This window comes from Cellulomonas humilata, from assembly GCF_013359775.1.
Lineage (GTDB): Bacteria > Actinomycetota > Actinomycetes > Actinomycetales > Cellulomonadaceae > Cellulomonas > Cellulomonas humilata.
In genome coordinates this window covers 1-19,800 of sequence record NZ_JABMCI010000044.1, presented here as the reverse complement: position 1 = coordinate 19,800, position 19,800 = coordinate 1, and the positions used below count along the sequence as shown (strand labels likewise).

At 72.8% G+C, this 19,800-nt stretch carries 18 protein-coding genes; 13 read left to right on the top strand and 5 right to left on the bottom strand.

What is annotated here, in order from left to right:
• Window position 1 precedes the first annotated feature (1 nt).
• From HP550_RS03390 to HP550_RS03375, 4 genes are all read left to right on the top strand, one after another.
• A complete protein-coding gene (locus HP550_RS03390) occupies window positions 2-1,279 on the top strand; it encodes a VWA domain-containing protein (RefSeq protein WP_175346191.1) in 1,278 nt (425 codons plus the stop codon).
• Window positions 1,276-2,001 (top strand): FHA domain-containing protein, encoded by a 726-nt coding sequence (locus HP550_RS22610; RefSeq protein WP_175346190.1) that lies wholly within the window; start codon window positions 1,276-1,278, stop codon window positions 1,999-2,001. Before HP550_RS03390 ends, HP550_RS22610 begins: the two co-directional genes overlap by 4 nt.
• 98 nt (window positions 2,002-2,099) lie before the next feature.
• The gene (locus tag HP550_RS03380) at window positions 2,100-2,309 is read left to right on the top strand and encodes a hypothetical protein (RefSeq protein WP_175346189.1); all 210 of its coding nucleotides are present in this window, start codon (window positions 2,100-2,102) and stop codon (window positions 2,307-2,309) included.
• 48 nt (window positions 2,310-2,357) lie between these two features.
• Entirely contained in the window at window positions 2,358-2,672 is a 315-nt protein-coding gene (locus tag HP550_RS03375) for a respiratory nitrate reductase subunit gamma (RefSeq protein WP_175346188.1), read from the top strand.
• Here HP550_RS03375 and HP550_RS03370 read toward each other — a convergent pair.
• Entirely contained in the window at window positions 2,669-2,905 is a 237-nt protein-coding gene (locus tag HP550_RS03370) for a hypothetical protein (protein ID WP_175346187.1), read from the bottom strand. The genes HP550_RS03375 and HP550_RS03370 overlap by 4 nt on opposite strands.
• A gap of 529 nt (window positions 2,906-3,434) precedes the next feature.
• Between HP550_RS03370 and HP550_RS03365 the strand changes: the two genes are divergently transcribed.
• The 5 genes from HP550_RS03365 (at window position 3,435) to HP550_RS03345 (ending at window position 9,839) form a co-directional block, all read left to right on the top strand.
• Window positions 3,435-5,087 (top strand): glycosyl hydrolase family 18 protein, encoded by a 1,653-nt coding sequence (locus HP550_RS03365; protein ID WP_246280495.1) that lies wholly within the window; start codon window positions 3,435-3,437, stop codon window positions 5,085-5,087.
• 232 nt (window positions 5,088-5,319) lie between these two features.
• A complete protein-coding gene (locus tag HP550_RS03360) occupies window positions 5,320-6,129 on the top strand; it encodes a matrixin family metalloprotease (protein ID WP_210767615.1) in 810 nt (269 codons plus the stop codon).
• Between the two features lie 97 nt (window positions 6,130-6,226).
• Window positions 6,227-6,766 carry an AMIN-like domain-containing (lipo)protein gene (locus tag HP550_RS03355; RefSeq protein ID WP_175346185.1) on the top strand — a complete coding sequence of 180 codons (540 nt, stop codon included), beginning with the start codon at window positions 6,227-6,229 and terminating at the stop codon, window positions 6,764-6,766.
• A 44-nt stretch (window positions 6,767-6,810) separates the two neighbouring features.
• On the top strand, window positions 6,811-8,271 hold the full coding sequence (locus HP550_RS03350) for an outer membrane protein assembly factor BamB family protein (RefSeq protein ID WP_175346184.1): 1,461 nt from the start codon (window positions 6,811-6,813) through the stop codon (window positions 8,269-8,271).
• A 26-nt stretch (window positions 8,272-8,297) separates the two neighbouring features.
• Complete coding sequence (locus tag HP550_RS03345) at window positions 8,298-9,839, top strand: outer membrane protein assembly factor BamB family protein (RefSeq protein ID WP_175346183.1); 1,542 nt, start codon at window positions 8,298-8,300, stop codon at window positions 9,837-9,839.
• Between the two features lie 6 nt (window positions 9,840-9,845).
• Here HP550_RS03345 and HP550_RS03340 read toward each other — a convergent pair whose 3' ends face one another.
• Entirely contained in the window at window positions 9,846-10,622 is a 777-nt protein-coding gene (locus HP550_RS03340; protein ID WP_175346182.1) for an aldo/keto reductase, read from the bottom strand.
• 58 nt (window positions 10,623-10,680) lie between these two features.
• Between HP550_RS03340 and HP550_RS03335 the strand changes: the two genes are divergently transcribed.
• Window positions 10,681-12,162 (top strand): glycosyltransferase family 39 protein, encoded by a 1,482-nt coding sequence (locus HP550_RS03335; RefSeq protein WP_175346181.1) that lies wholly within the window; start codon window positions 10,681-10,683, stop codon window positions 12,160-12,162.
• A gap of 153 nt (window positions 12,163-12,315) precedes the next feature.
• The gene (locus HP550_RS03330) at window positions 12,316-14,337 is read left to right on the top strand and encodes a glycosyl hydrolase family 28-related protein (protein WP_343047960.1); all 2,022 of its coding nucleotides are present in this window, start codon (window positions 12,316-12,318) and stop codon (window positions 14,335-14,337) included.
• Between the two features lie 72 nt (window positions 14,338-14,409).
• On the opposite strand, the gene HP550_RS03325 is transcribed toward HP550_RS03330, so the two are convergent.
• Window positions 14,410-15,687 carry an alpha-amylase family glycosyl hydrolase gene (locus HP550_RS03325; protein WP_175346180.1) on the bottom strand — a complete coding sequence of 426 codons (1,278 nt, stop codon included), beginning with the start codon at window positions 15,685-15,687 and terminating at the stop codon, window positions 14,410-14,412.
• A 44-nt stretch (window positions 15,688-15,731) separates the two neighbouring features.
• On the bottom strand, window positions 15,732-16,082 hold the full coding sequence (locus HP550_RS03320; protein ID WP_175346179.1) for an MmcQ/YjbR family DNA-binding protein: 351 nt from the start codon (window positions 16,080-16,082) through the stop codon (window positions 15,732-15,734).
• Between the two features lie 131 nt (window positions 16,083-16,213).
• Here HP550_RS03320 and HP550_RS03315 point away from each other — a divergent pair, with 131 nt between their 5' ends.
• A complete protein-coding gene (locus HP550_RS03315) occupies window positions 16,214-18,316 on the top strand; it encodes a PrsW family glutamic-type intramembrane protease (RefSeq protein ID WP_210767613.1) in 2,103 nt (700 codons plus the stop codon).
• A gap of 21 nt (window positions 18,317-18,337) precedes the next feature.
• Window positions 18,338-19,027 (top strand): pentapeptide repeat-containing protein, encoded by a 690-nt coding sequence (locus tag HP550_RS03310; protein WP_175346177.1) that lies wholly within the window; start codon window positions 18,338-18,340, stop codon window positions 19,025-19,027.
• A gap of 181 nt (window positions 19,028-19,208) precedes the next feature.
• Here the strand turns inward: HP550_RS03310 and HP550_RS03305 are convergent.
• Window positions 19,209-19,800, bottom strand: a 592-nt coding sequence (locus tag HP550_RS03305) for an HNH endonuclease signature motif containing protein (RefSeq protein ID WP_175346176.1), incomplete at its 5' end; no start/stop codon positions are given.

Sequence of the window (19,800 nt, the reverse complement as noted above, 5' to 3'; positions counted from 1 at the left end):
AGTGGCCGACTTCCGCACCGAGGTGTTCCAGAACGAGTTCCTCTCCGACGGTGCCACGGACGTGCACGCGATCGTGACCGTGACCAGCTCGGGCGCGGGCACCGCGGCGTCGTCCGGCGGGGGCGTCGCCGAGATCGTCATCATCGACACGTCCGGCTCCATGAGCGGACCCAACATCGAGGCCGCCAAGTACGCGGCGCAGGTGGCGGTCGACCAGATCGCCGACGGCACCTGGTTCGCGGTGATCGGCGGCAGCCACGTGGCCAACCGCGCGTTCCCGTACCCGAACGCGCCGGTGGCGATCGTGCAGATGGAGCCCGGTGCCCGCGAGGAGGCCAAGCGCGCCATCTCGTTCATGCGCCCCTCGGGCGGCACCGCGATGAGCACCTGGCTGCGGCTGGCGGACGCGATCTTCGCGATGGTGCCGCAGGCGGCGCAGAAGCACGCGATCCTGCTCACCGACGGCCGCAACGAGTCGGAGCCGCGCGCCGAGCTGTCCAAGGCGATCAGCGACGTCACCGGGCACTTCCAGTGCGACGCACGCGGGGTCGGGTCCAGCTGGGAGGTGGCGGAGCTGCGCGAGATCGCCACGGCGCTGCTGGGCACGGTCGACCTCATCCGGAACCCGGCGGACATCGCCGAGGACTTCAAGGCGCTGGTGAACGAGTCGATGTCCAAGGGCGTCGCGGACGCCGAGCTGCGCGTCTGGGCACCCCAGGGCGCGCAGGTCTTGTTCGTCCGGCGGGTGGCCCCGACCGTGGAGGACATCACGTCGCGGCGCACCGAGGTGAACGCCCTCACGGGCGCGTTCCCGACCGGCGCGTGGGGCGACGAGTCGCGCGACTACCACGTGGCGATCCGGGTGCCGTCCAAGCCGGTGGGCTCCGAGCAGCTGGCCGCGCGCGTGCAGATCGCGGTGGGCGGTGACGTGCTGGCGTCGGGGCTGGTCAAGGCCCGCTGGTCCGACGACAGCTCGCTGACCGCGCGCATCAACCCGGAGGTCGCGCACTACACCGGCCAGGCCGAGCTGGCGTCCGTCATCCAGGAGGGGCTGGCCGCGAAGGCGTCCGGCGACGAGGCCACGGCGACCGTCAAGCTGGGCCGCGCGGTCCAGCTGGCCGCCGAGACGGGCAACGAGGAGGCCACCTCCCGGCTGCGGCGGGTGGTCGAGATCGACGACGAGGAGAAGGGCACCGTGCGCCTCAAGCGCAACGCCGACAAGCTCGACGAGATGGCGCTCGACACCGCGTCCACCAAGACCACGCGGGTCCGCCGGTGAGCACCGTCGTCTGCCCGAACGGCCACACGTCCACGTCCACCGACTACTGCGACGTCTGCGGTGCCCCCATCGAGTCGTCGGCCCCGGTACAGGCTCCCGAGCCCGCCGCGGCGGGGACGGGGACCGCCACCACGTGCCCGCACTGCGGTGCGCCCGCCTCGTCGCTCGCCCTGTTCTGCGAGGTCTGCGGCTACGACTTCACGACGGGCACCGCACCGGCACCGATCGCGCCCCCTGCACCGGTCCCGGCACCCGTGAGCGCGCCGACGCCCGCGGTCGAGGCACCGGCAGCGCTCCCCACCCCCGCCCCCGACGGCGCCGAGTCCTGGGTGGCCGAGGTCTGGGTGGACCCCGACTGGTACGCCGCCCAGCAGCCCGAGGACCCCATGCCGTCCGCGGGCCTGCCCGGTCTGGTGCCCCTGCGCGAGCGCAGCGTGCTCGTCGGCCGCCCGTCCGCGTCCCGCAACATCCACCCCGCGGTCGACTGCGGGACGGACTCCGGGGTGTCGCGACGGCACTGCCAGCTCAACACCGACGGCCAGCGCTGGTGGGTCGAGGACCTGCAGTCGGCCAACGGCACCTACGTGAGCCGCGCGGGCGACCCGCTGCCGACCACCCCGATCCCCGCCGGCCAGCGCAAGGAGATCGAGGACGGCGACCGGCTGTACCTCGGGGCGTGGACGCGCATCGTGATCCGGACCGCGCTGCCCGGGGAGGTCTGACCAGGGCGAAGGTCCCGAGTTCTCCGTCGAGCACGCGTGCTCACTGCCGAAGCACGCCAGGTCCGCGCAACGACGCCGGATCACGCTCGGGGGGTCTCGTGGCTGAGCAGACGGGCGGACGCATCGCTGCACGGGTGCTCGTCGTGGCGATGTTCGGCTTCCTGGTCAACGTCTGGGCGTGGGCGCTCATCAGCCCGCTCGGCAACGCCTACGGCAGGTGCTCGGGCTCACGGGCGTGCAGCAGTCGGTCCTGGTCGCCGTCCCGGTCATCGTGGGGTCGTTGGGCCGCATCCCCGTCGGGGCGCTGACCGACCGGTTCGGCTCGCGCCGCATGTTCCCGACGGTCACCGTGCACCGTGGCGGGCTCGGTGCTCAACCTCAACGGCGAGTACGACCACCGCACCGGCGTCTCCGAGTGGTTCCGCGGCTTCTTCCTGTTCCAGCCGAAGCCCGACCTGATGGCCGAGGCGCCGTTCGGGTTCCAGGCGCACGCGATGGTGGCCATGCTGCTGTTCGCCCTGTGGCCGTTCACCCGGCTGGTGCACGTGCTGAGCGTCCCGATCTTCTACCTGTGGCGGCCCTACGTGGTCTACCGCGGCCGGTCCGACCGGGCCGGCAGCCGGGCGACGAGGCCCGGCTGGGACGCGTCGGACGACAGGGTGCGCCGCTAGCGAGGGGCGTGGAGCTGCTCGGTCGCCTCGGCAAGCACGCGCTCCAGCACGGTGTGCCGGTCCACGGCACGCAGCAGGACGTCGTCGTCGCGGCCGCGGCGGGCCTCGTCGACCTCGTGGTGCGCCCGGCTGGTGGCCGCGGCGAGCTGGAACCAGGTGGCGCCGGCGACCTCGCGCCGGACGCGCGCCTCGACCTGAGGATCGACCCGGTGGTGCTGATCGACGAGCGTCATGTCCCGACTCCTTCGTCCTCGCTCATCTCCATGGTGCGCGCGCCCACTGACACCCGAGCGGCGACACGCGAGCGCCCACCACGAAGGAGTCGGGAGCCACGCGGCACGGACATGGTGCGCGCAGGGCGTAGCACCCAGATTGTTCGATCGCCCGACAGTGCGCAAAGAATGCACCACGCAATGCGCGCGATGCATTGTCCTGCTGCGTGACCACGGGCATTCTCCGGTCCCGACCGAGGCGTCGCAGCCTCGCACGCCGAGCGGACCACCAGGCGCAGTGACACGTTTCCAGCAGGGGCGACGCGGCTCGGTGCCGAGTGAGTCCCGGACATTTCGGACGGACGTCCGCGGGGTGTCAGGACAGCGCATTCCTGTCGTCGTCGGGAAAGAAATGCACGATCGGGTGACCGTCGACGGATGTGGCGTCAGGCGTTGACTTCACCCTGTGACCCCGGTTACCGTCCTTGTGAACCATTAGTACACACTCCTTACATATTCGACGCTCCGACGATGGACAGGGGACCGCACGATGGCTTTCGCCAGACACTCCAGCCAGACACCGATGGGCCGACGACGTCCCGTCCTGATCACCACGGCGCTTGCCGCGGTGATCACGCTGCTCGCCGCACTGGTCGCCTCCCAGCCGGCGTTCGCCGCCGGCTCGATCGGCGCCACGTTCACCTCCGCCGGCGACTGGGGCACGGGCCACCAGGTCAACGTCAAGGTCACCAACTCCGGCACCACGGTGGTGAACGGCTGGACGATCGAGTTCGACCTCCCCGCCGGGGACACCATCAGCAGCTCGTGGGACGCCGACGTCACGCGCAGCGGCAACCACTACACGGCCAAGAACAAGACCTGGGCGCCGACGCTCGCACCCGGCGCCTCCCTGACGTGGGGCTACGTGGCGACGGGGCCGTTCAAGAGCCCCACGACGTGCAGCATCAACGGTGTGGCCTGCACCGGTGGAACGCCTACCAGCACCCCGACGTCCACCCCGACCCCCACCACGACCACGACCCCGACGCCCACCCCGACGCCGACCACCACGACGCCCCCGCCCCCCGGCGGCAAGAAGCTCGTCGGCTACTTCGCCGAGTGGGGCGTCTACGGCCGCAACTACCACGTGAAGAACATCGAGACGAGCGGGTCCGCGTCGAAGCTGACCCACATCCTCTACGCGTTCGGCAACACCACCGGCGGGCAGTGCTCGATCGGTGACTCGTACGCGGCCTACGACAAGGCGTACACGGCAGCGGACTCCGTCGACGGCGTCGCCGACACGTGGGACCAGCCCCTGCGTGGCAACTTCAACCAGCTGAAGAAGCTCAAGGCCATGCACCCGGGCCTGAAGGTCATCTGGTCGTTCGGCGGCTGGACCTGGTCGTCCGGCTTCACGCAGGCGGCGGCCAACCCGACCGCGTTCGCCAACTCCTGCTACAACCTGCTCAACGACTCCCGTTGGGCCGGCCTGTTCGACGGCATCGACATCGACTGGGAGTACCCGAACGCGTGCGGCCTGTCGTGCGACTCGAGCGGACCGGCGGCGTTCAACAACGTCATCACCGCGCTGCGCAACAAGTTCGGCACCGGCAAGCTGATCACGGCGGCCATCACGGCCGACGGCAGCACCGGCGGCAAGATCGACGCCGCCGACTACGCGGGTGGAGCACAGAAGCTCGACTGGATCATGCCGATGTCCTACGACTACTTCGGGGCGTTCAACCCGACGGGTCCGACGGCACCGCACTCGCCCCTGACGTCCTACGCGGGCATCCCGCAGGCGGGCTTCAACACGGAGGCCGCGGTGAACAAGCTCATCGCCAAGGGCATCCCGGCCAACAAGATCCTGCTCGGCGTCGGCTTCTACGGCCGCGGGTGGACCGGGGTCACGCAGACGGCCCCGGGCGGCTCCGCGACGGGTGCGGCACCCGGCACGTACGAGGCGGGCATCGAGGACTACAAGGTGCTCAAGACCAGGTGCCCGGCCACGGGGACCGTCGGCGGGACCGCGTACGCCAAGTGCGGCTCGGAGTGGTGGGGCTACGACACGCCCAGCACGCTGGCCGGCAAGACGTCGTGGGCCAAGGGCAAGGGACTCGGCGGCGCCTTCTTCTGGGAGCTGTCGGGTGACACGTCCAACGGCGAGCTGATCAGCGCGCTGTCCACCGGGCTGAAGTAAGCCCCACGCGCAGCCCGGTCGCCGGATACTCTCCCTCCGGCGGCCGGGCTTCGGCGTGCAGGCTGGGGTCCAGGGAACGAGGAGTGCTGTGGACGGACCTGCGGGGCTCCGAGCCCCGGACGACCTGCCGCGCTCGCCCTCGGGCCGGGTGCCGCAGTGGGTCATCGACGAGGCGTCCGATCGCGGGGAGGCCCCTCAGGTCCGTCCCCGGGCTCGCGCACGGAGGTCTCCCGTGCCTGCGGTCGTCGGGGTGGTGGTGCTGGCCCTGGTGGCCGGTGGCGCCTGGACCGTGCAGTCCGGTCGTCTGCCCCAGCTGTTCGCCTGGGCGGGCGCCCCGGAGCCGACCCCGACGGTGGCCCGCAACCCGAACGCGCCGACCCCGGGCGCGGGCGCCGCGGCGGCGCCGCTGGGGACGCCGGCACCGGTCACCGGGCCGAGCACCTCGTTCTCCTACATGGCGCTCCAGGACGACCGTGCGACGCCGATCGCCTACGACCCGTGCCGGCCGATCCACTACGTCACCCGCCCGGACGCCGCGCCGGAGGGCGGACAGCAGCTCATCACGGACGCCCTGGCCCGGATCTCGCTGGCCACCGGGCTCCAGTTCGTCGACGACGGCACGACCACCGAGGCGCCCTCCCCGATGCGGGAGCCCTACCAGCTCGACCGCTACGGCGACCGGTGGGCGCCCGCGCTGTTCAGCTGGTCGTCGCCGCGGGAGGACGCCACCCTCGCCGGCTTCGTCGCCGGAGCGGCCGGGAGCGCCCCTGTGAGCCTGGGCGACGGCCCGGACGTCTACGTCACGGGGCAGGTGATGCTCGACGCCCCGCAGCTCGCGGAGGCCGCGACGCATCCCGGCGGCGACGTGCTCGCCCGGGCCACCGTGCTCCACGAGGTCGGTCACCTCGTCGGCCTCGGTCACGTCGAGGACGCGACGCAGCTCATGTTCCCGGAGGCGCAGGAGGGGGTCACCGACCTCGGCGCCGGGGACCTGACCGGGCTCGCCGAGCTCGGCCGCGGAGCGTGCGTCCCCGAGCTCTGAGCGAGGCGGTTTCACCCGTATTGCCATGGTCCGTCGGCCGTAAACTGGATGCATCGGGCGTCCATCCGCGAGGCCCGCGCGACGAAGGGGTCGTGCGATGAGGCGTGCATTCCTGTCGGTCGTGCTGCTGGTCAGCGCGTTCCTGTTCGTGCCGGCCTCGCCCGCGACGGCGGCGCCCTACTGCGGCCTCGTGTGGGGATCGCTGGTGAAGTCGGACCCGGCGATGTCGGGGGCGCCGGTGGTCAACGTGCGGACCGGCAGGCACACCTGCTACGACCGGCTCGTGGTCGATGTCGCCGGCGACGTCGGCGGGTACACGGTGTCGTACGTGACCGAGGTGGTGCAGGACGGTTCCGGCGAGCCGATCCCGACCCGCGGCGGCGCCGCGCTCCAGATCACGGTCAACGACCCGGCGTACGACGAGAACGGCAACGCCACGTACTCCCCGGCCAACCGCCTCGAGCTGCGCAACGTCACGGGCTACCGCACGTTCCGGCAGGTCGTGTTCGCGGGGAGCTTCGAGGGGTACACGAGCTTCGGGCTGGGGGTCCGGGCGCGGTTGCCGTTCCGCGTGTTCGTGCTGGACGGTCCCGGCACAGGGTCACGCGTGGTCGTGGACGTCGCGCACCGCTGGTGACCCCAGCGCGTGCCGCCGCCGTCGAGCCGGGTTAGTGTCCGGCCATGTCGCGCGGTGCGATGCAGCACGTCGAGCTGGACGAGCCGGGCGAGGCTGCTGCGCCCGCACCAGCCCCGACCGCACGCCCGCCGCGCCTCTGGCGGTGGGTCGTCGGCGGCGCCGCGGCGCTGGTCGCGGGCCTGGTGGTGACGCAGGTGGTCCTCGACTCCCGCGAGCGGGCGGCGGCGGACCGGCTCGCGGCGACGCCGGGCGTCGTGCGCGCGATCGACCAGGACGTCGGTGTCCTGTGGCGTCCGGACCCGGCGGCGACCGCGGTGCTGCTCCAGGGGATCGACGCCGGGGGTGCGGCGCTGGGCCTGTCGGTCGCGGAGGACGGCTCGCAGGCGTTCGTCGCGCTCGACCAGCGCACGGGGGAGCAGCGGTTCTCCACCCGGCTGCTCGGCGCCGACCCGGATCGCGCGCGGTCGCTGGACCGGTCGGCGGCCGGCACCTGCGTGGCGGTGCCGGCCGACGAGGGGCCGCCCCGGCAGGCCGCCTGCCTGGTGAGCGACGGGTTCGTGCAGTACGGCGACGAGGGTGTCCAGACGCGCAAGCCCGCGACGAGCACCCGCGTGGTCGTCCTGGACACCGCCGACGGGCACGTGGTCGCCGACTGGTCGGCACCCGGCGCCACCACGCTCACAGCGCTGCCCGGGCTGGCGGTCGTGGGTGTCCCCGGGCGGGACGGCGGCAGCGAGGTGACCGGCCGGGACCTGCGCGCGGGCGACGTGCGCTGGCGGTTCACCCCGCCGCTGCCGGGCGCCGACCGCCGCGCGTTCGCCGCTGAGGTACGCCTGTTCGCGGTCGACGGGCTGGTCGGCGTGACGATCCCGGGGTGGACCGCCACGGTGCTCTCGTCGTCGGGGCAGGTGATCCGCGCCAGCCGGCCCGGGAATGCGGACCACGTCGTCGACCCTGTCGCCGGCCGCGCCGTCCTCCTGTACAGCAGCGGCTCGGGTGGGCTGTGGTCCACGCTGGTCGAGCGGGGGCGCGCGGACGTCGAGCTGACCGGTGAGGTTCTGCCGTTCACGGTCGACGACGGGAGCGTGCCGGACCTGGTGCTCACCTCCGGCGGGAACGTGCGCGGCTGGGACCGGTCCACCGGGGCGGCGCGCTGGAAGTCGGACGTCGTCGCGTCGGTGAACGCGCTGGTCCTTCGGGGGCGGGTGTACCTGAGCACGCAGGCCGGGGTCGTCGCGCTCGACGGCAGGACCGGGGACGTGGTCTGGCGGGGCGCCACCGCCGAGGGGAACGTGCCGGGGTTCCTGGTCACGGACGGCAAGCTCCTGGTCGCCGCCGACCAGCCCGTCGGCGGCGGACCCCGCAGCGAGCTCGTCGCCTACGCGCTGGACGACGGGCGGACCGTCTGGCGCGTCCCGCTCCCCGACGGGCTCCGGTCGAGCGTCGCGGTCGGGCACCTGTTCCTGGGCTGGGGCGACGACGGGCGGCTGGTCGTCCTCGGCTGACCGTCCGCGACGAGTAGGGTCCCGCCATGGCGCGGGGTGGCGGGATGCAGGAGGTCGAGCTCCTCGACGGTGACGAGCCCGCCGTGGAGCTGGACGTCGAGCAGTCCGGGACCCCGGTCCGGCGCCGCCGCGGACTGCGGTGGGTCGTGGCGGGAGCGGTGGCCGTGGCGCTCTCGCTGGCCGGGACGCAGTGGGTGGTCGACGCCCGCGAGAACGCCGCGATCGCCCGGCTCTCTGCGGTTCCGGGGGTCCTGCCCGCGTTCGGGGACGAGCTGACCGTGGTGCGCACGCTCACGCGTGCCGACGTCTACGCGCTCTGGGGCGGGATCACGGCCGCGAACGGCGTGAGCGCCAGCCTCGACGTCGCCGCCGACGGGTCGCAGGCGTTCGTCGCGGTCGACCGGGACTCCGGTGAGACGCTCTGGTCCACGCCCCTGCTCGGGCCGAACGCCGCCCGTGCCGCGTCGCTCGAGAACAGCTTCGGCGGCGGCTGTCAGTCGGACGCCGGCCCGGACGAGGTGGCGACGGTCGCGGTGTGCCTGGTGACCGACGGGTTCACGCGCTACGCGACCGCCGAGGACAGTGCAGGGGGCGACGAGCGCGTGCCGGCGACGACCACCCGTGCGGTGGTGCTCGACCCCGAGGACGGGCGGGTGCTGTACGAGCGTGACGTCGACGCCGACGCGCACCTCGCCGTGCTGAACGGGCTCCTGCTGGTGGGCACGCGGGACGCGGTGCGCCTGGAGGTCGTCGCGTACGACCTCAGCACGGGCGACGAGCGGTGGACGTACGACGACCCGCGCGCGGGCATGGACGAGTCTGCCGGGGAGGAGGGCTCGCAGTACTGGGGCTTCCTGCGCGCGGGGGACGTCGTCGTCTACTCCGTCGGGACCAGCCTCGGCCTGCTGTCCGCGTCCGGCGAGTCGGTCCGCGACGACCTGTGGTCGACGTCCGACGGCGGCTACGGCGGGTACGGGACCGACGCCGTGACGGGCAACCTCGTCATCCAGGACTACGCAACCACCGGGGTCCAGTCCACGACGCTGCTCGCGGCGGACGGGGACCCGGACGCCGACGTGCAGCTCGAAGGCGGGCTGATCAGCTTCGTCGTCGACGACGGCAGCGTGCCTGGCCTCGTGGTGACCTCCTCCGACCAGGTGTTCGCGTGGGACCGGCGGACCGGGGATCCCCTGTGGGAGGCCGACTTGCAGGCCACCGGGTCCGTGCTGGTCGTGCGCGGGAGGGTGTACCTCACGACGGGCACCGGGATCGCCGCGCTCGACGGACGCACGGGGGCGGTGGTCTGGACGCAGGATCTCCCCTCGTCCTCGATCGGGGCCCTCGCCACCGACGGGCGCGACCTGCTGCTGTCGTCCGCCTTCACCGGGGGCAGCATCGACGAGCTCGCCGCCGGCGCGACCGCCAGCGGGATGACCGGCTACGACCTGATCACCGGGGACAAGACCCGCTTCATCCCGTACCCCCAGGACGTGTTCGACGTCCAGGTCTACGGCGGGATGATCATCGGCTGGTCGGCCACCTCGGACGACACCTACCTGCTGAAGTGAGCCGGCTCAGCGCAGGGCGTCGATCGCGGCCATCTGCTCACCGGTGAGCTCGAAGCCGAGGATGTCCAGGTTGGCCGCGATCCGCTCCTGCCGGGTCGACTTGGGGATGACGACGACGTCGTGCTGGACGTGCCAGCGCAGCACCACCTGGGCGGGCGTGACCCCGTGCGCCTCGGCGGCGGCCACCAGGGCCGGAGCGTCCAGGCTCGTCCGCTTGAGCGGGCTGTAGCCCTCCACGACGATGCCGCGCTCGCGGTGGGCGGCCAGCAGGTCCGGGTCGTGGTCGCGCGGGCTGTACGGGATCTGGTTGACCGCCGGGGCCTCTCCGGTGGCCGCGATCAGCTCGTCGAGCTGCGCGATCGAGTAGTTGGACACGCCGATGGAGCGGACGAGGCCCTCGTCGCGCGCCTCGCGGAACACCTCCCACGTCTCCGGCGAGGCCTGGCGGTTCGGCGGCCAGTGGATGAGCCAGAGGTCCAGGTGGTCGGTGCCCAGCGCGGCGAGCGACTCGGTGAGCGTGCGGCGGGCGCGGCCGGCGTGGTCCGGGGGCAGCTTGGTGGTGACGAAGACGTCGTCGCGGTCGATGCCGACCGTGGCCAGTGCCCGGCCGACCTCGGCCTCGTTGCCGTAGCCCGTGGCGGTGTCGATGTGCCGGTAGCCCAGCTGGAGCGCCGCGCTGACCGCGCGCTCGGCCTCACCGCCCTCCGACTGCCAGGTGCCGAGTCCGACGACGGGGATCTGCCCGCCGGGCAGGGTCAGGGTGGGGATTGCTGCGTTGATCATGGCACCAGTCTCGCCCGGCCCCTGCCGCAGCGCGCGGCCGGTTCGCTACTGTCCGCGTGTGGTCGTCGCCGACGTCGGCCGGCGTCGCGGCGCGCTCCCGCCCGTCGCCTGGCCCTGGGTGCTTGCCGCCGCGGGCGGTCTTCTCGCGCTGCTCGTCGGTCTCTCGGCCCGCTACGGCCCGCACCGGGACGAGCTCTACTTCGTCGCCGCCGGTCGCCGTCTCGCGTGGGGGTATCCCGACCAGCCGCCGCTGACCCCGCTGATCGCGCGGGCGGCCGACCTGGTCGCGCCGGGCTCGCTCGTCGCCCTGCACCTGCCGAGCGCGCTCGCGGCCGCAGCCGTCGTCGTGCTCGCCGCCCTCACCGCGCGGGAGCTGGGCGGGCGGACCGGTGCGCAGCTGCTCACGGCCGTGGCCACGGGGACAGGCGTGGTCGTCGTGACCCTCGGGCACATCCTGTCGACGACGACGATCGACACGCTCTTCTGGGTCGCGATCGTGTACGTGGTGCTGCGGACGCTCTCCCGGGACGCGCCGCGCGGCTGGTTGCTGGTCGGGCTGCTCACCGGGGTCGGGCTCCTGGACAAGCACCTCGTGGCGTTCCTGCTCGTCGGGATCGTCGCCGGCATCGCGCTCACCCCGCAGGTCCGCCATCACCTGCGCTCGCCGTGGGCCTGGGTGGGCGCCGGGCTCGCGCTCCTGATCTGGCTGCCGAACCTCCTGTGGCAGGCGACGCACGGCTGGCCGCAGCTGGAGCTCGCCGCCGACATCCGCGACGAGTACTCCGGGCTCGGTCCCCGGCTGGAGTTCGTCGGCCTGCTCCTGGTCCAGGTCAGCCCGGTGGCGGCGGCGCTCTGGGTCTACGGCCTGGTCCGGCTGCTGCGCGCGCCGTCGCTGGTGCGGGCGAAGCCGCTGGCCTGGGCGTTCCTGGTGCTGGTGGTCGTGTTCCTGGTGACCGGGGGCAAGGCCTACTACGTGGTCGGTGCGGTCCCGGTGCTCCTCGCGGCCGGGGCGTGCGGGCTGGAGGAGCGCTGGTCGCGACGAGGGCTCGTGGTCGCCGGCGTCGTGCTCGGGCTCGGTGCGTTCGTCGCGTGGCCCGCGGCCCTGCCGCTGCTGCCCGAGCGGACCTTCGGCGCCTCGGTCTACCCGGAGCTCAACGACGACCAGGCGGAGATGATCGGCTGGCCGGCGCTGGTCGCCGCCGTGGACCGGGCGGCCGCGGACAGCGGTGCCCGGCTCGTCGTCACCCGGAACTACGGGGAGGCGGGCGCCCTCGAGTGGTACGGGTCCGACGTGCCGGTGTTCAGCGGCCACAACGGGTACGCGGCGTGGGGACCGCCGCCACCCGACCTCACCGGGCCCGTGGTCCTCGTCGGGTACGAGGGTGCGCCGGCCTGGGCGGTCGGGTGCCGGTCCGTGGGCGTCGTGGACAACGGGGTCGACGTGGGCAACGAGGAGCAGGGCGGGGCCGTGCAGGTCTGCGACGGGGCACGGGGGTCGTGGGTCGACGTGTGGGACGAGGTCAGCCACCTGGACGCCTGACAGCCGGATCTTGCGACGCAATACGTAAGTTCTTGCATCTTCGCATTCAGTCTTGTCCACCCGATTGTCCAGAACGTACGGTGTGTCCCGTCCACGCGGCGCGGTGCCCCCTTGTCACCTCAGCGCCGTCCCGGCTGCGCAAGGAGGCGCTCCGTGAGGAACACAGTCATCCGGCCCGGTACGGCCCTCGCGGTCGCGATCGCCGTCGTCGTCGGCACGGCGGGCGCATCGTCGGCCCACGGTCGTCCGCCCGTGCCGGTGCCCACCCCGGTCACCCGGGCAGCTCTCGACCCGGCGCTGGTCAGCGGCCGGGGCGCCACCGTCCCGTTCCTCGAGCACGAGGCGGAGAAGGCCGTCACCACCGGCACGGTCATCGGCCCGGACCGGACCGCGTACACGCTGCCGGCGGAGGCGTCGGGTCGCTCGGCGGTGCAGCTCCTGCCCGGGCAGCACGTGGAGTTCACGCTCCCGAAGGCCGCGAACGCCCTCACTGTCCGCTACTCGATCCCGGACTCGGCGACGGGCGGGGGCATCACGGCGCCGCTCGACGTCACCGTGAACGGCTCCGGCAAGCGGACCATGACCCTGACCTCGCAGTACTCGTGGCTGTACAACCAGTACCCGTTCACCAACGACCCGAACGCGGGGCTGCTGCACCCCGACTGGTGGATCACCGAGTGCGGCTGCGTGCCCGCGGCGACGACGCCGACCCCGACGATCACCACCCCGTTCCGGCCCATGCACTTCTACGACGAGCAGCGCCTGCTGCTCGGTCGCACCTATCCCGCGGGGGCGAAGGTGCGGCTGACCGCACCGGCGGGCACCAACGCCGCCTGGACCGTCATCGACCTGCTCGACTCCGAGCAGGTGGGCCTGCCGCACGTGCGGCTCAAGGCAGCCAACGTGCTCCTGTTCGGCGCCGACCCGACCGGCCGCAAGGACGCCGCGAACGCGTTCGACAAGGCCATCGCGTTCGCGCAGAAGAAGGACCTGCCGGTCTACGTGCCGCCGGGGGTCTACCAGGTGAACCGGCACATCGTCGTGGACGACGTCACGATCGAGGGCGCCGGCAGCTGGTACACGACCATCCGCGGGAAGGAGGTCGCCCTGTCGACCCCCGCCCCCGACGGCTCCGTGCACACCGGCGTCGGCTTCTACGGCAAGGACGCCTCCGTCGGCGGCTCGTCGAACGTGCACCTGTCCGGGTTCGCCATCCAGGGCGACGTGCGCGAGCGGATCGACACCGACCAGGTCAACGGCATCGGCGGCGCCCTGAGCGACTCGACGATCGACGGGCTGTACATCCAGCACACCAAGGTCGGCGTGTGGGTGGACGGCCCGATGGACAACCTCGTCGTGAAGAACAGCTACTTCGTCGACCAGATCGCCGACGGGCTGAACTTCCACACGGGCGTGACCAACTCGTCGGCGGTGAACAACGTCGTGCGGAACACCGGCGACGACGGGCTGGCCATGTGGGCCGAGCACACGACGAACTCCGGCAACACGTTCGCTCGGAACACGGTGCAGACGCCGACGCTCGCCAACGGGATCGCGATCTACGGCGGTCACGACACGACGGTCGTCGGCAACCTCGTCGCCGACCCGATCCGCGAGGGCAGCGCCATTCAGGTGGGGTCCCGGTTCGGCGCCGAACCGTTCACCGGCAGCCTCTGGATCACCGACAACACGACCGTCCGCGCCGGCACCTACGAGCTCAACTGGAACATCGGGCTCGGCGCGATCTGGTTCTACGCGCTCCAGGGGAACATCGACGCGGACGTCCAGGTGGTCGGCGACCACTTCCTCGACAACACCTACAACGCGATCATGGTGGTCGCCGACTGGCCCGTGAAGGACCTCTACTCGGTCACCAACCTGCACTTCAAGGACATCCGCGTGGACGGCACCGGCACCTCGGTGCTCAGCGCCCGGGCAGCGGGATCGGCGACGTTCGAGAACGTGGACGCGCGCAACGTCGGAGCCGTCGGGATCAACAACTGCGGGACGTTCCACTTCCAGCCCACCGGGTCGGAGTGGTCCTCGGTCGACCTGGGCGGCAACGACGGCGGCGGCACCACCGGCCCGTGGTTCGGGTCGTGGCAGCTGCCCAACACGATCACCTGCGACGACCGTCCGCCGGTGGAGGTGCCTCCCGCGCCGTCCACCTGGTAACAGCCACCGCCGGGGGTGCGGTGAAGGGGAGGGCGGTGCGTCGGCTGGATCCGGCGCACCGCCCTCCTCGGCCTACGGGGCGACGACCGCCCAGCCGTGCGGCGCGACGTCGCCCCTGTCGCGGCTGGCGTCGTCGCAGGCCAGGAGCTCACCGGCCGGTCGGGCGAGCGGCTCGTCGTCGAGGTTGAGCGCGACGAGCAGCGCGTCGTCCCCGTCCCGCACCTCGTACACGAACGTGGTGTTGGTGAGCGCGACCTGGGTGGTGCGGGCGCGGTGCAGCCACGGGTGCCGACGCCGCAGGCCGAGGAGGTCCTGGTGCAGGCGGAGCACCGGGTCCTCGACGAGACCGGGCCCGCCGACCGCGAGCTCCGGACGGACCGCGTCGTCGCCCCCTTCGCGTTCCTCCTTCACGCCGGTGAACCCCAGCTCGTCGCCCGCGTAGACCGTCGGGGTGCCGCCCACCGTGCAGAGCACCACGACCGCGTGCGCCCGGTGGCGAGGGTCCTCGATCGTGCTGGCGATCCGGGTGGTGTCGTGGTTGCCGACGAACGTCTGTGGTGCGAACGACTCGAGGAACTCGTCGTGCCGCGTCAGCGACCAGGCGAGCTCCCACAGGTTGCGGTCGGAGATCGAGCTCCAGATCGCCTTCCACAGCTCGTACTGCGTGACCGAGTCCACGGTCGACTCCTGCACGAACGCGGGGTAGTCGCCGTGGATGACCTCCGCGACGAACCACGCGTCCGGGTGCTCCGCCCGCACGCGGGGGAGGACCTCCGCCCAGAAGGTGGTCGGCACCGCGTAGGCCGCGTCCAGCCGCCAGCCGTCGGCGCCGCGGGCCAGCCAGTGGTTCATCACGCGGACCACGTAGTCGACGACGCTCGGGTGCGCGTGGTCCAGCGTCACCAGGGCGCTGTGGCCCTCGAACCCGACGAACGCGCCGTCGGCGTCCCGCAGCAGCCATACCTCGTCGTCGGACCGGCCCTCGAGCGCGTCCACCGACCGCCGCGCGATCGCGGAGTCCCGTCCGACGTGGTTGAAGACCCCGTCGAGCAGCACCTTGACGCCCCGGCCGTGGGCCTCCGCGACGAGGGTGTCGAAGTCGCCGTCGGCACCGAGCCGGGGGTCGATGCGCAGGTGGTCGACGGTGTCGTAGCCGTGGGTGGTCGACGCGAACACGGGTCCGAGCAGCAGGCCGGACGCGCCGAGGGCCACCACGTGGTCCAGCCACCCGACCAGGCGGCGGAGGCGGTGCTCATCGGGACCCGGCGGTTGTCCGGGGTACGCGCCGACGGCGCCCAGCGGGTAGACGTGCCACCAGATGGCGTGGCGGACCCAGTCGGGCTCGGTCATGTGCTCCCTCGTCCCTCGTCGTCCCCAAGCGAGCGTAGCCGTGCTCAACCCTCGTCCGGCGGGCCGAGGTGCGGGTACCGGCGCCGGAGCACGGGCGGCGCAGCCCACCACCACGACTCCGCGAGGTGCGCCTGCAGCGTCTCGGGATCGACGACCTCGAGTGCGATGAGCACGAGGTTGGTGCCCGCGTGGTGGTCCGTCGTCGAGTACAGCGCCGGCACCTGCTCCACCAGGGCGAGGCGCTCGCCGTCGTCCTCCACGCGGACCGTGAGCCGGTCGGCGTCCCACATCCGCCCGACCAGGTTGCGGTGGAACCAGGCGGGCTGCCCCCAGCTCTCGCGCTCCGTCACCTCGGGCAGCGCGAGCGCCGACCGCCGGGCGTCGTCGATGTCCATTGGCCCATCCTGGCGGCGACCACCGACAACCCCCGCGACCGGTGCGTCCACAGACCGGACACGGGGGTGTCACGTGCCCGCTCCGCTCGGCATGCTCTCGGGCGACAGGGGGTGCACGCGTGGTTCTGCTCATGACGGTCGCCGCCGTGTGCTGCGTCCTGCAGCTCGGCGTCCTCGGCTCCTGGGGTCGGTCGGTCCGGCTGACCACGCTCCTGCTCGCCCTCGGGTTCGGGGTCTACGCGTGCGGGATCGTCGCCGTCGTCCTGCAGATCGCGTGGACGCGGGGGTTGTCGACGGTCACCGGGTGGTCGCTGTTCGACGTCGTCGCCGTCGCGGCCTACACCGTGGACCCCGTGATCGAGGAGGTCGTCAAGGTCGCGCCGCTGGTCGTGCTCGCGTGGCGGTGGCCGCGGACGCACCGGCAGCTCGGCCTGACCGACCACCTGCTCCTGGGCGCCGCGCTCGGCGTCGGCTTCGAGCTGTTCGAGGCCGCCCTGCGCTTCTCGACCCTCGGCGCGCTGGCGATGTCGGTGCCCGGCGGCTACCTGGTCCGGGCCAACCTCGCGGGGAGCATCACGGTGCCCTCACTGTGGACCTCGCTGACCACCTGGCAGCCCGTGCCGGCCGCGTTCCAGGACCTGTTCGCGTTCGGCTCGTCGGCCGGCGGCGACTCCGTGCAGCACCTCGTCTGGACCGCGCTGGCCGCGGTCGGGGTGGGGTGGTTCGTCCGGCGTCGCGACGCCCTGCGCTGGCTCGGCGTCCTCGGGCTCGTGCTCGCCTGCCTGGACCACATGAACTACAACCTGCGGACCGGCTCGGTGCCCGGGTGGATCGAGTGGCTCAGCGACCTCGTCGCGTGGGTCGGGCGACTGCTCCCCGGGGCGCTGGTCCTGCTGCTGGTGCTGGTCGTCGCCTACGACCGCGTGAGGCAGGCCCGGGTGCGTGGCATCGAGCGCGGCGTGCTGCTCCCGGGCGAGCCGCCCACCGGTCTCGATCCCCGGCCGCTGCTCGCTGTGGCCCGCGCCGGTGTGCCGGTGAGCACCTACGTGACCTGGCGTTTCGTCCTCGCGCGGCGGGCTGCGCTCTTCGCGGTCGACGCCGGGGTGGGGGAGCCGCGCCTGGTCGACGCGGTGGTGGACGTCGCCGGACGGCTCGACCGCGCGCGATCGGCTCCGGCGTGGGTGGCCGTCCGCGCGAAGGTGCTGCGCTGGCCGGACCCCCGGGCGCTGGCGTCGTGGCAGTCGGTGCTCTGGGTGCTCGCCGTCGTCCCCGCGCTGGCGTACCTGGTAGCCGGGGGGTTCCCGGCGACACGCGGGATCCAGCAGGCGATGCGGGGGACCACCGGCCTCTGGCTGCTGGTGGGGGCCGGGGTCGCCGCGACGATCCTCCTCGGCCTCCAGCTGCGGCCGCTCGCCCGGGCGACGGGAGCCGTGGCAGACCCGAGCATCCACGAGACCCGTGGTCGGCTGCAGCTGCGGCTCGGCACCGCGTGCGCCGGGCTGGCGGCCGGAGCGGCGACCGTGCTGGTCGGCGTGCTCCAGCGCGACCCCGGGCAGCGGGTGGTGAGCAACCTGCACGCGCTCGACGCGCTCGGCGACGCGCTGCTGATCCTCGGCATCGCCCTGTTCGTCGCCTCGCTGTTCCTCTACCCGCCGGTCGGGCTGATGGTCGTCGCGTCCACCGGCGAGCTGGTCCTGGTGAGCACCGTGACGTCGGCCTTCCTGACCGCCGCGGGCGCGTCCGCCGCGCTCGCGGGAGCCGGCGTGATGCTCAACGAGGCGTCCTCGTCCAGCGGGTCGAACTCGGGCTCCGGCTCCGGCTCCGGCTCCGCCGGCGACGCTGCCGCAGCCCGCGCCCGACGGATCGACGAGCTCGCCGGCGACCCCGCGCACGGCGGAAAGATCACCGACGCCAGCCGGGCGGAGGCCGAGGTCGGCGTCGGGCTCGAGGAGTCAGGAGCGGTCCGCGGCCTGCGACGGTCGGCCAACGAGGCCGAGGAGTTCATCGACGACGCCGGCCGGGCGTGGGACGTCAAGGCGTTCCACAGCGAGCGCGGCCGGTTCAACCTCGACGCGGCGATGCGGAAGATCTCCCAGGAGATGAACTGGTCCAACGAGAACATCATGCTCGACACCAGGAACCTCTCGCCGAGCGACCTGTCCTCCCTCCGAGAGGCAGTCGAGGCCGCGACGGCGCGCGGCGAACTACCGTTGCGGGTGCTGTGGTGGCCGTGACGAGGACGGGAGTGATGGCTCGTGCCTGACTCGACGCTGCCCGACGCCGTGGCGGCCCATGTGCGCTGGCGCGCCACCGACGGCCGGGAAGGCGCACGTCTGGACACCAGTGGCCTGGACCTGGCCGGTGCCGACCTCGCGGGACTCGACCTGGCCGACGCCGTGCTCGTCGGCGCGAACCTGCGCGGGGCCGACCTGCGCGGCACCGACCTGTTCGGCGCGGCGCTGCACGGCGCCGACCTCGAGGACGCCGACCTGACCGGAGCGCAGCTGGGCAAGGCGGACCTGTCCGGCGCCCGGGCGCGGGGTGCGCGACTGCACCGTGCGCGCCTGGTCCGCACCGATCTCGACGGCGCCGACCTCACCGGCGCCGACCTCTCCCGCGCCTACCTGGTCAAGACGGACCTCTCGGGAGCGGACCTCAGCCGCGCGGACCTGACCGAGGCCGACCTGCACCTGGTGTTCGTCGCCGGCTCGACGTGGGACAGCACCTCCGCACGCGACGCGCGAGGGACGCTTGCGGGGCTCGACGTTCCTGTGACACTCGTCGAGTCGGGAGCGCCGACGCAGGTGACAGTCGCAGAGCTCATCGCCGGCCTCGGCGAGCACGGTGCCCTGCTGGTGGCGCACCCAGAGCGGTCGGCAGTCCCGGAGCCGACACGGTGGCGATGGGCCGCTGAACCTGACGACCCCGAAGTCGCGGTCCGGTAGGCGTTCGGGGGCTGACGTCCTGGCAGTAGTGCGATGCCGCCGGGTGGACGCGCGGTCTTGGTCGGGCGGGCGTTCCGGGGCGGGGCCTTCTGGCGGTGGACCGGGGCGCCGCACGGGCGCACCGGCGCAACTGGTCAGCGCGTCCCACGGACCCTCCGCACCGGGGACAACTCGACCTGGGTCAGAAGCGTGGGTCGCCCCAGTCGGAGGGTGGTGGCGGTGGTGGCGCGTGTTCGAGCGCGCTCGGCGCGATCAGGATGGGGATGGGGTGGCGGGCGTAGGTCAGTCCGTGGCGGTCGGTCCAGGTGGAGATGCCGGTGTGCCGGTCGTGGGTGACTCGCCACCAGCCCTTGGTCTTCGCCTGGTGGTGGTGTGTGCAGAGCGAGTGGAGGTTCGCTTCGCAGGTCTGGGGATCGTGCGGCTGGTCGCTCGGCCTGCGGGTGTGGTTGTAGGGGATGCGGTGGTCGATCTCGCACCTGGTCGACGGCTGCCTGCAGCCGGGGAAGGTGCAGGTCACGTCGCGGGCTTGCACGGTGCGGGTCAGGTCGGCGCCGGGGCGGTAGGTCTGGGTGCCGACGGAGCGGGCCTGGCCGGTGGTGGGGTCGGTGAGGATGCGGCGCCAGGTGGCGTCTTGGGCGAGCTCGCGGGCGACCTGGGCGGGGATCGGCCCGTAGGAGCCGAGGGTGGCGGGGTGGTCGTCCAGGCCGGCGAGGGTGGTGGCGGCGACGGTGACCTGCAGGGCGACCCGTTGCCCGTGCCGGGTGGGCAGGGCG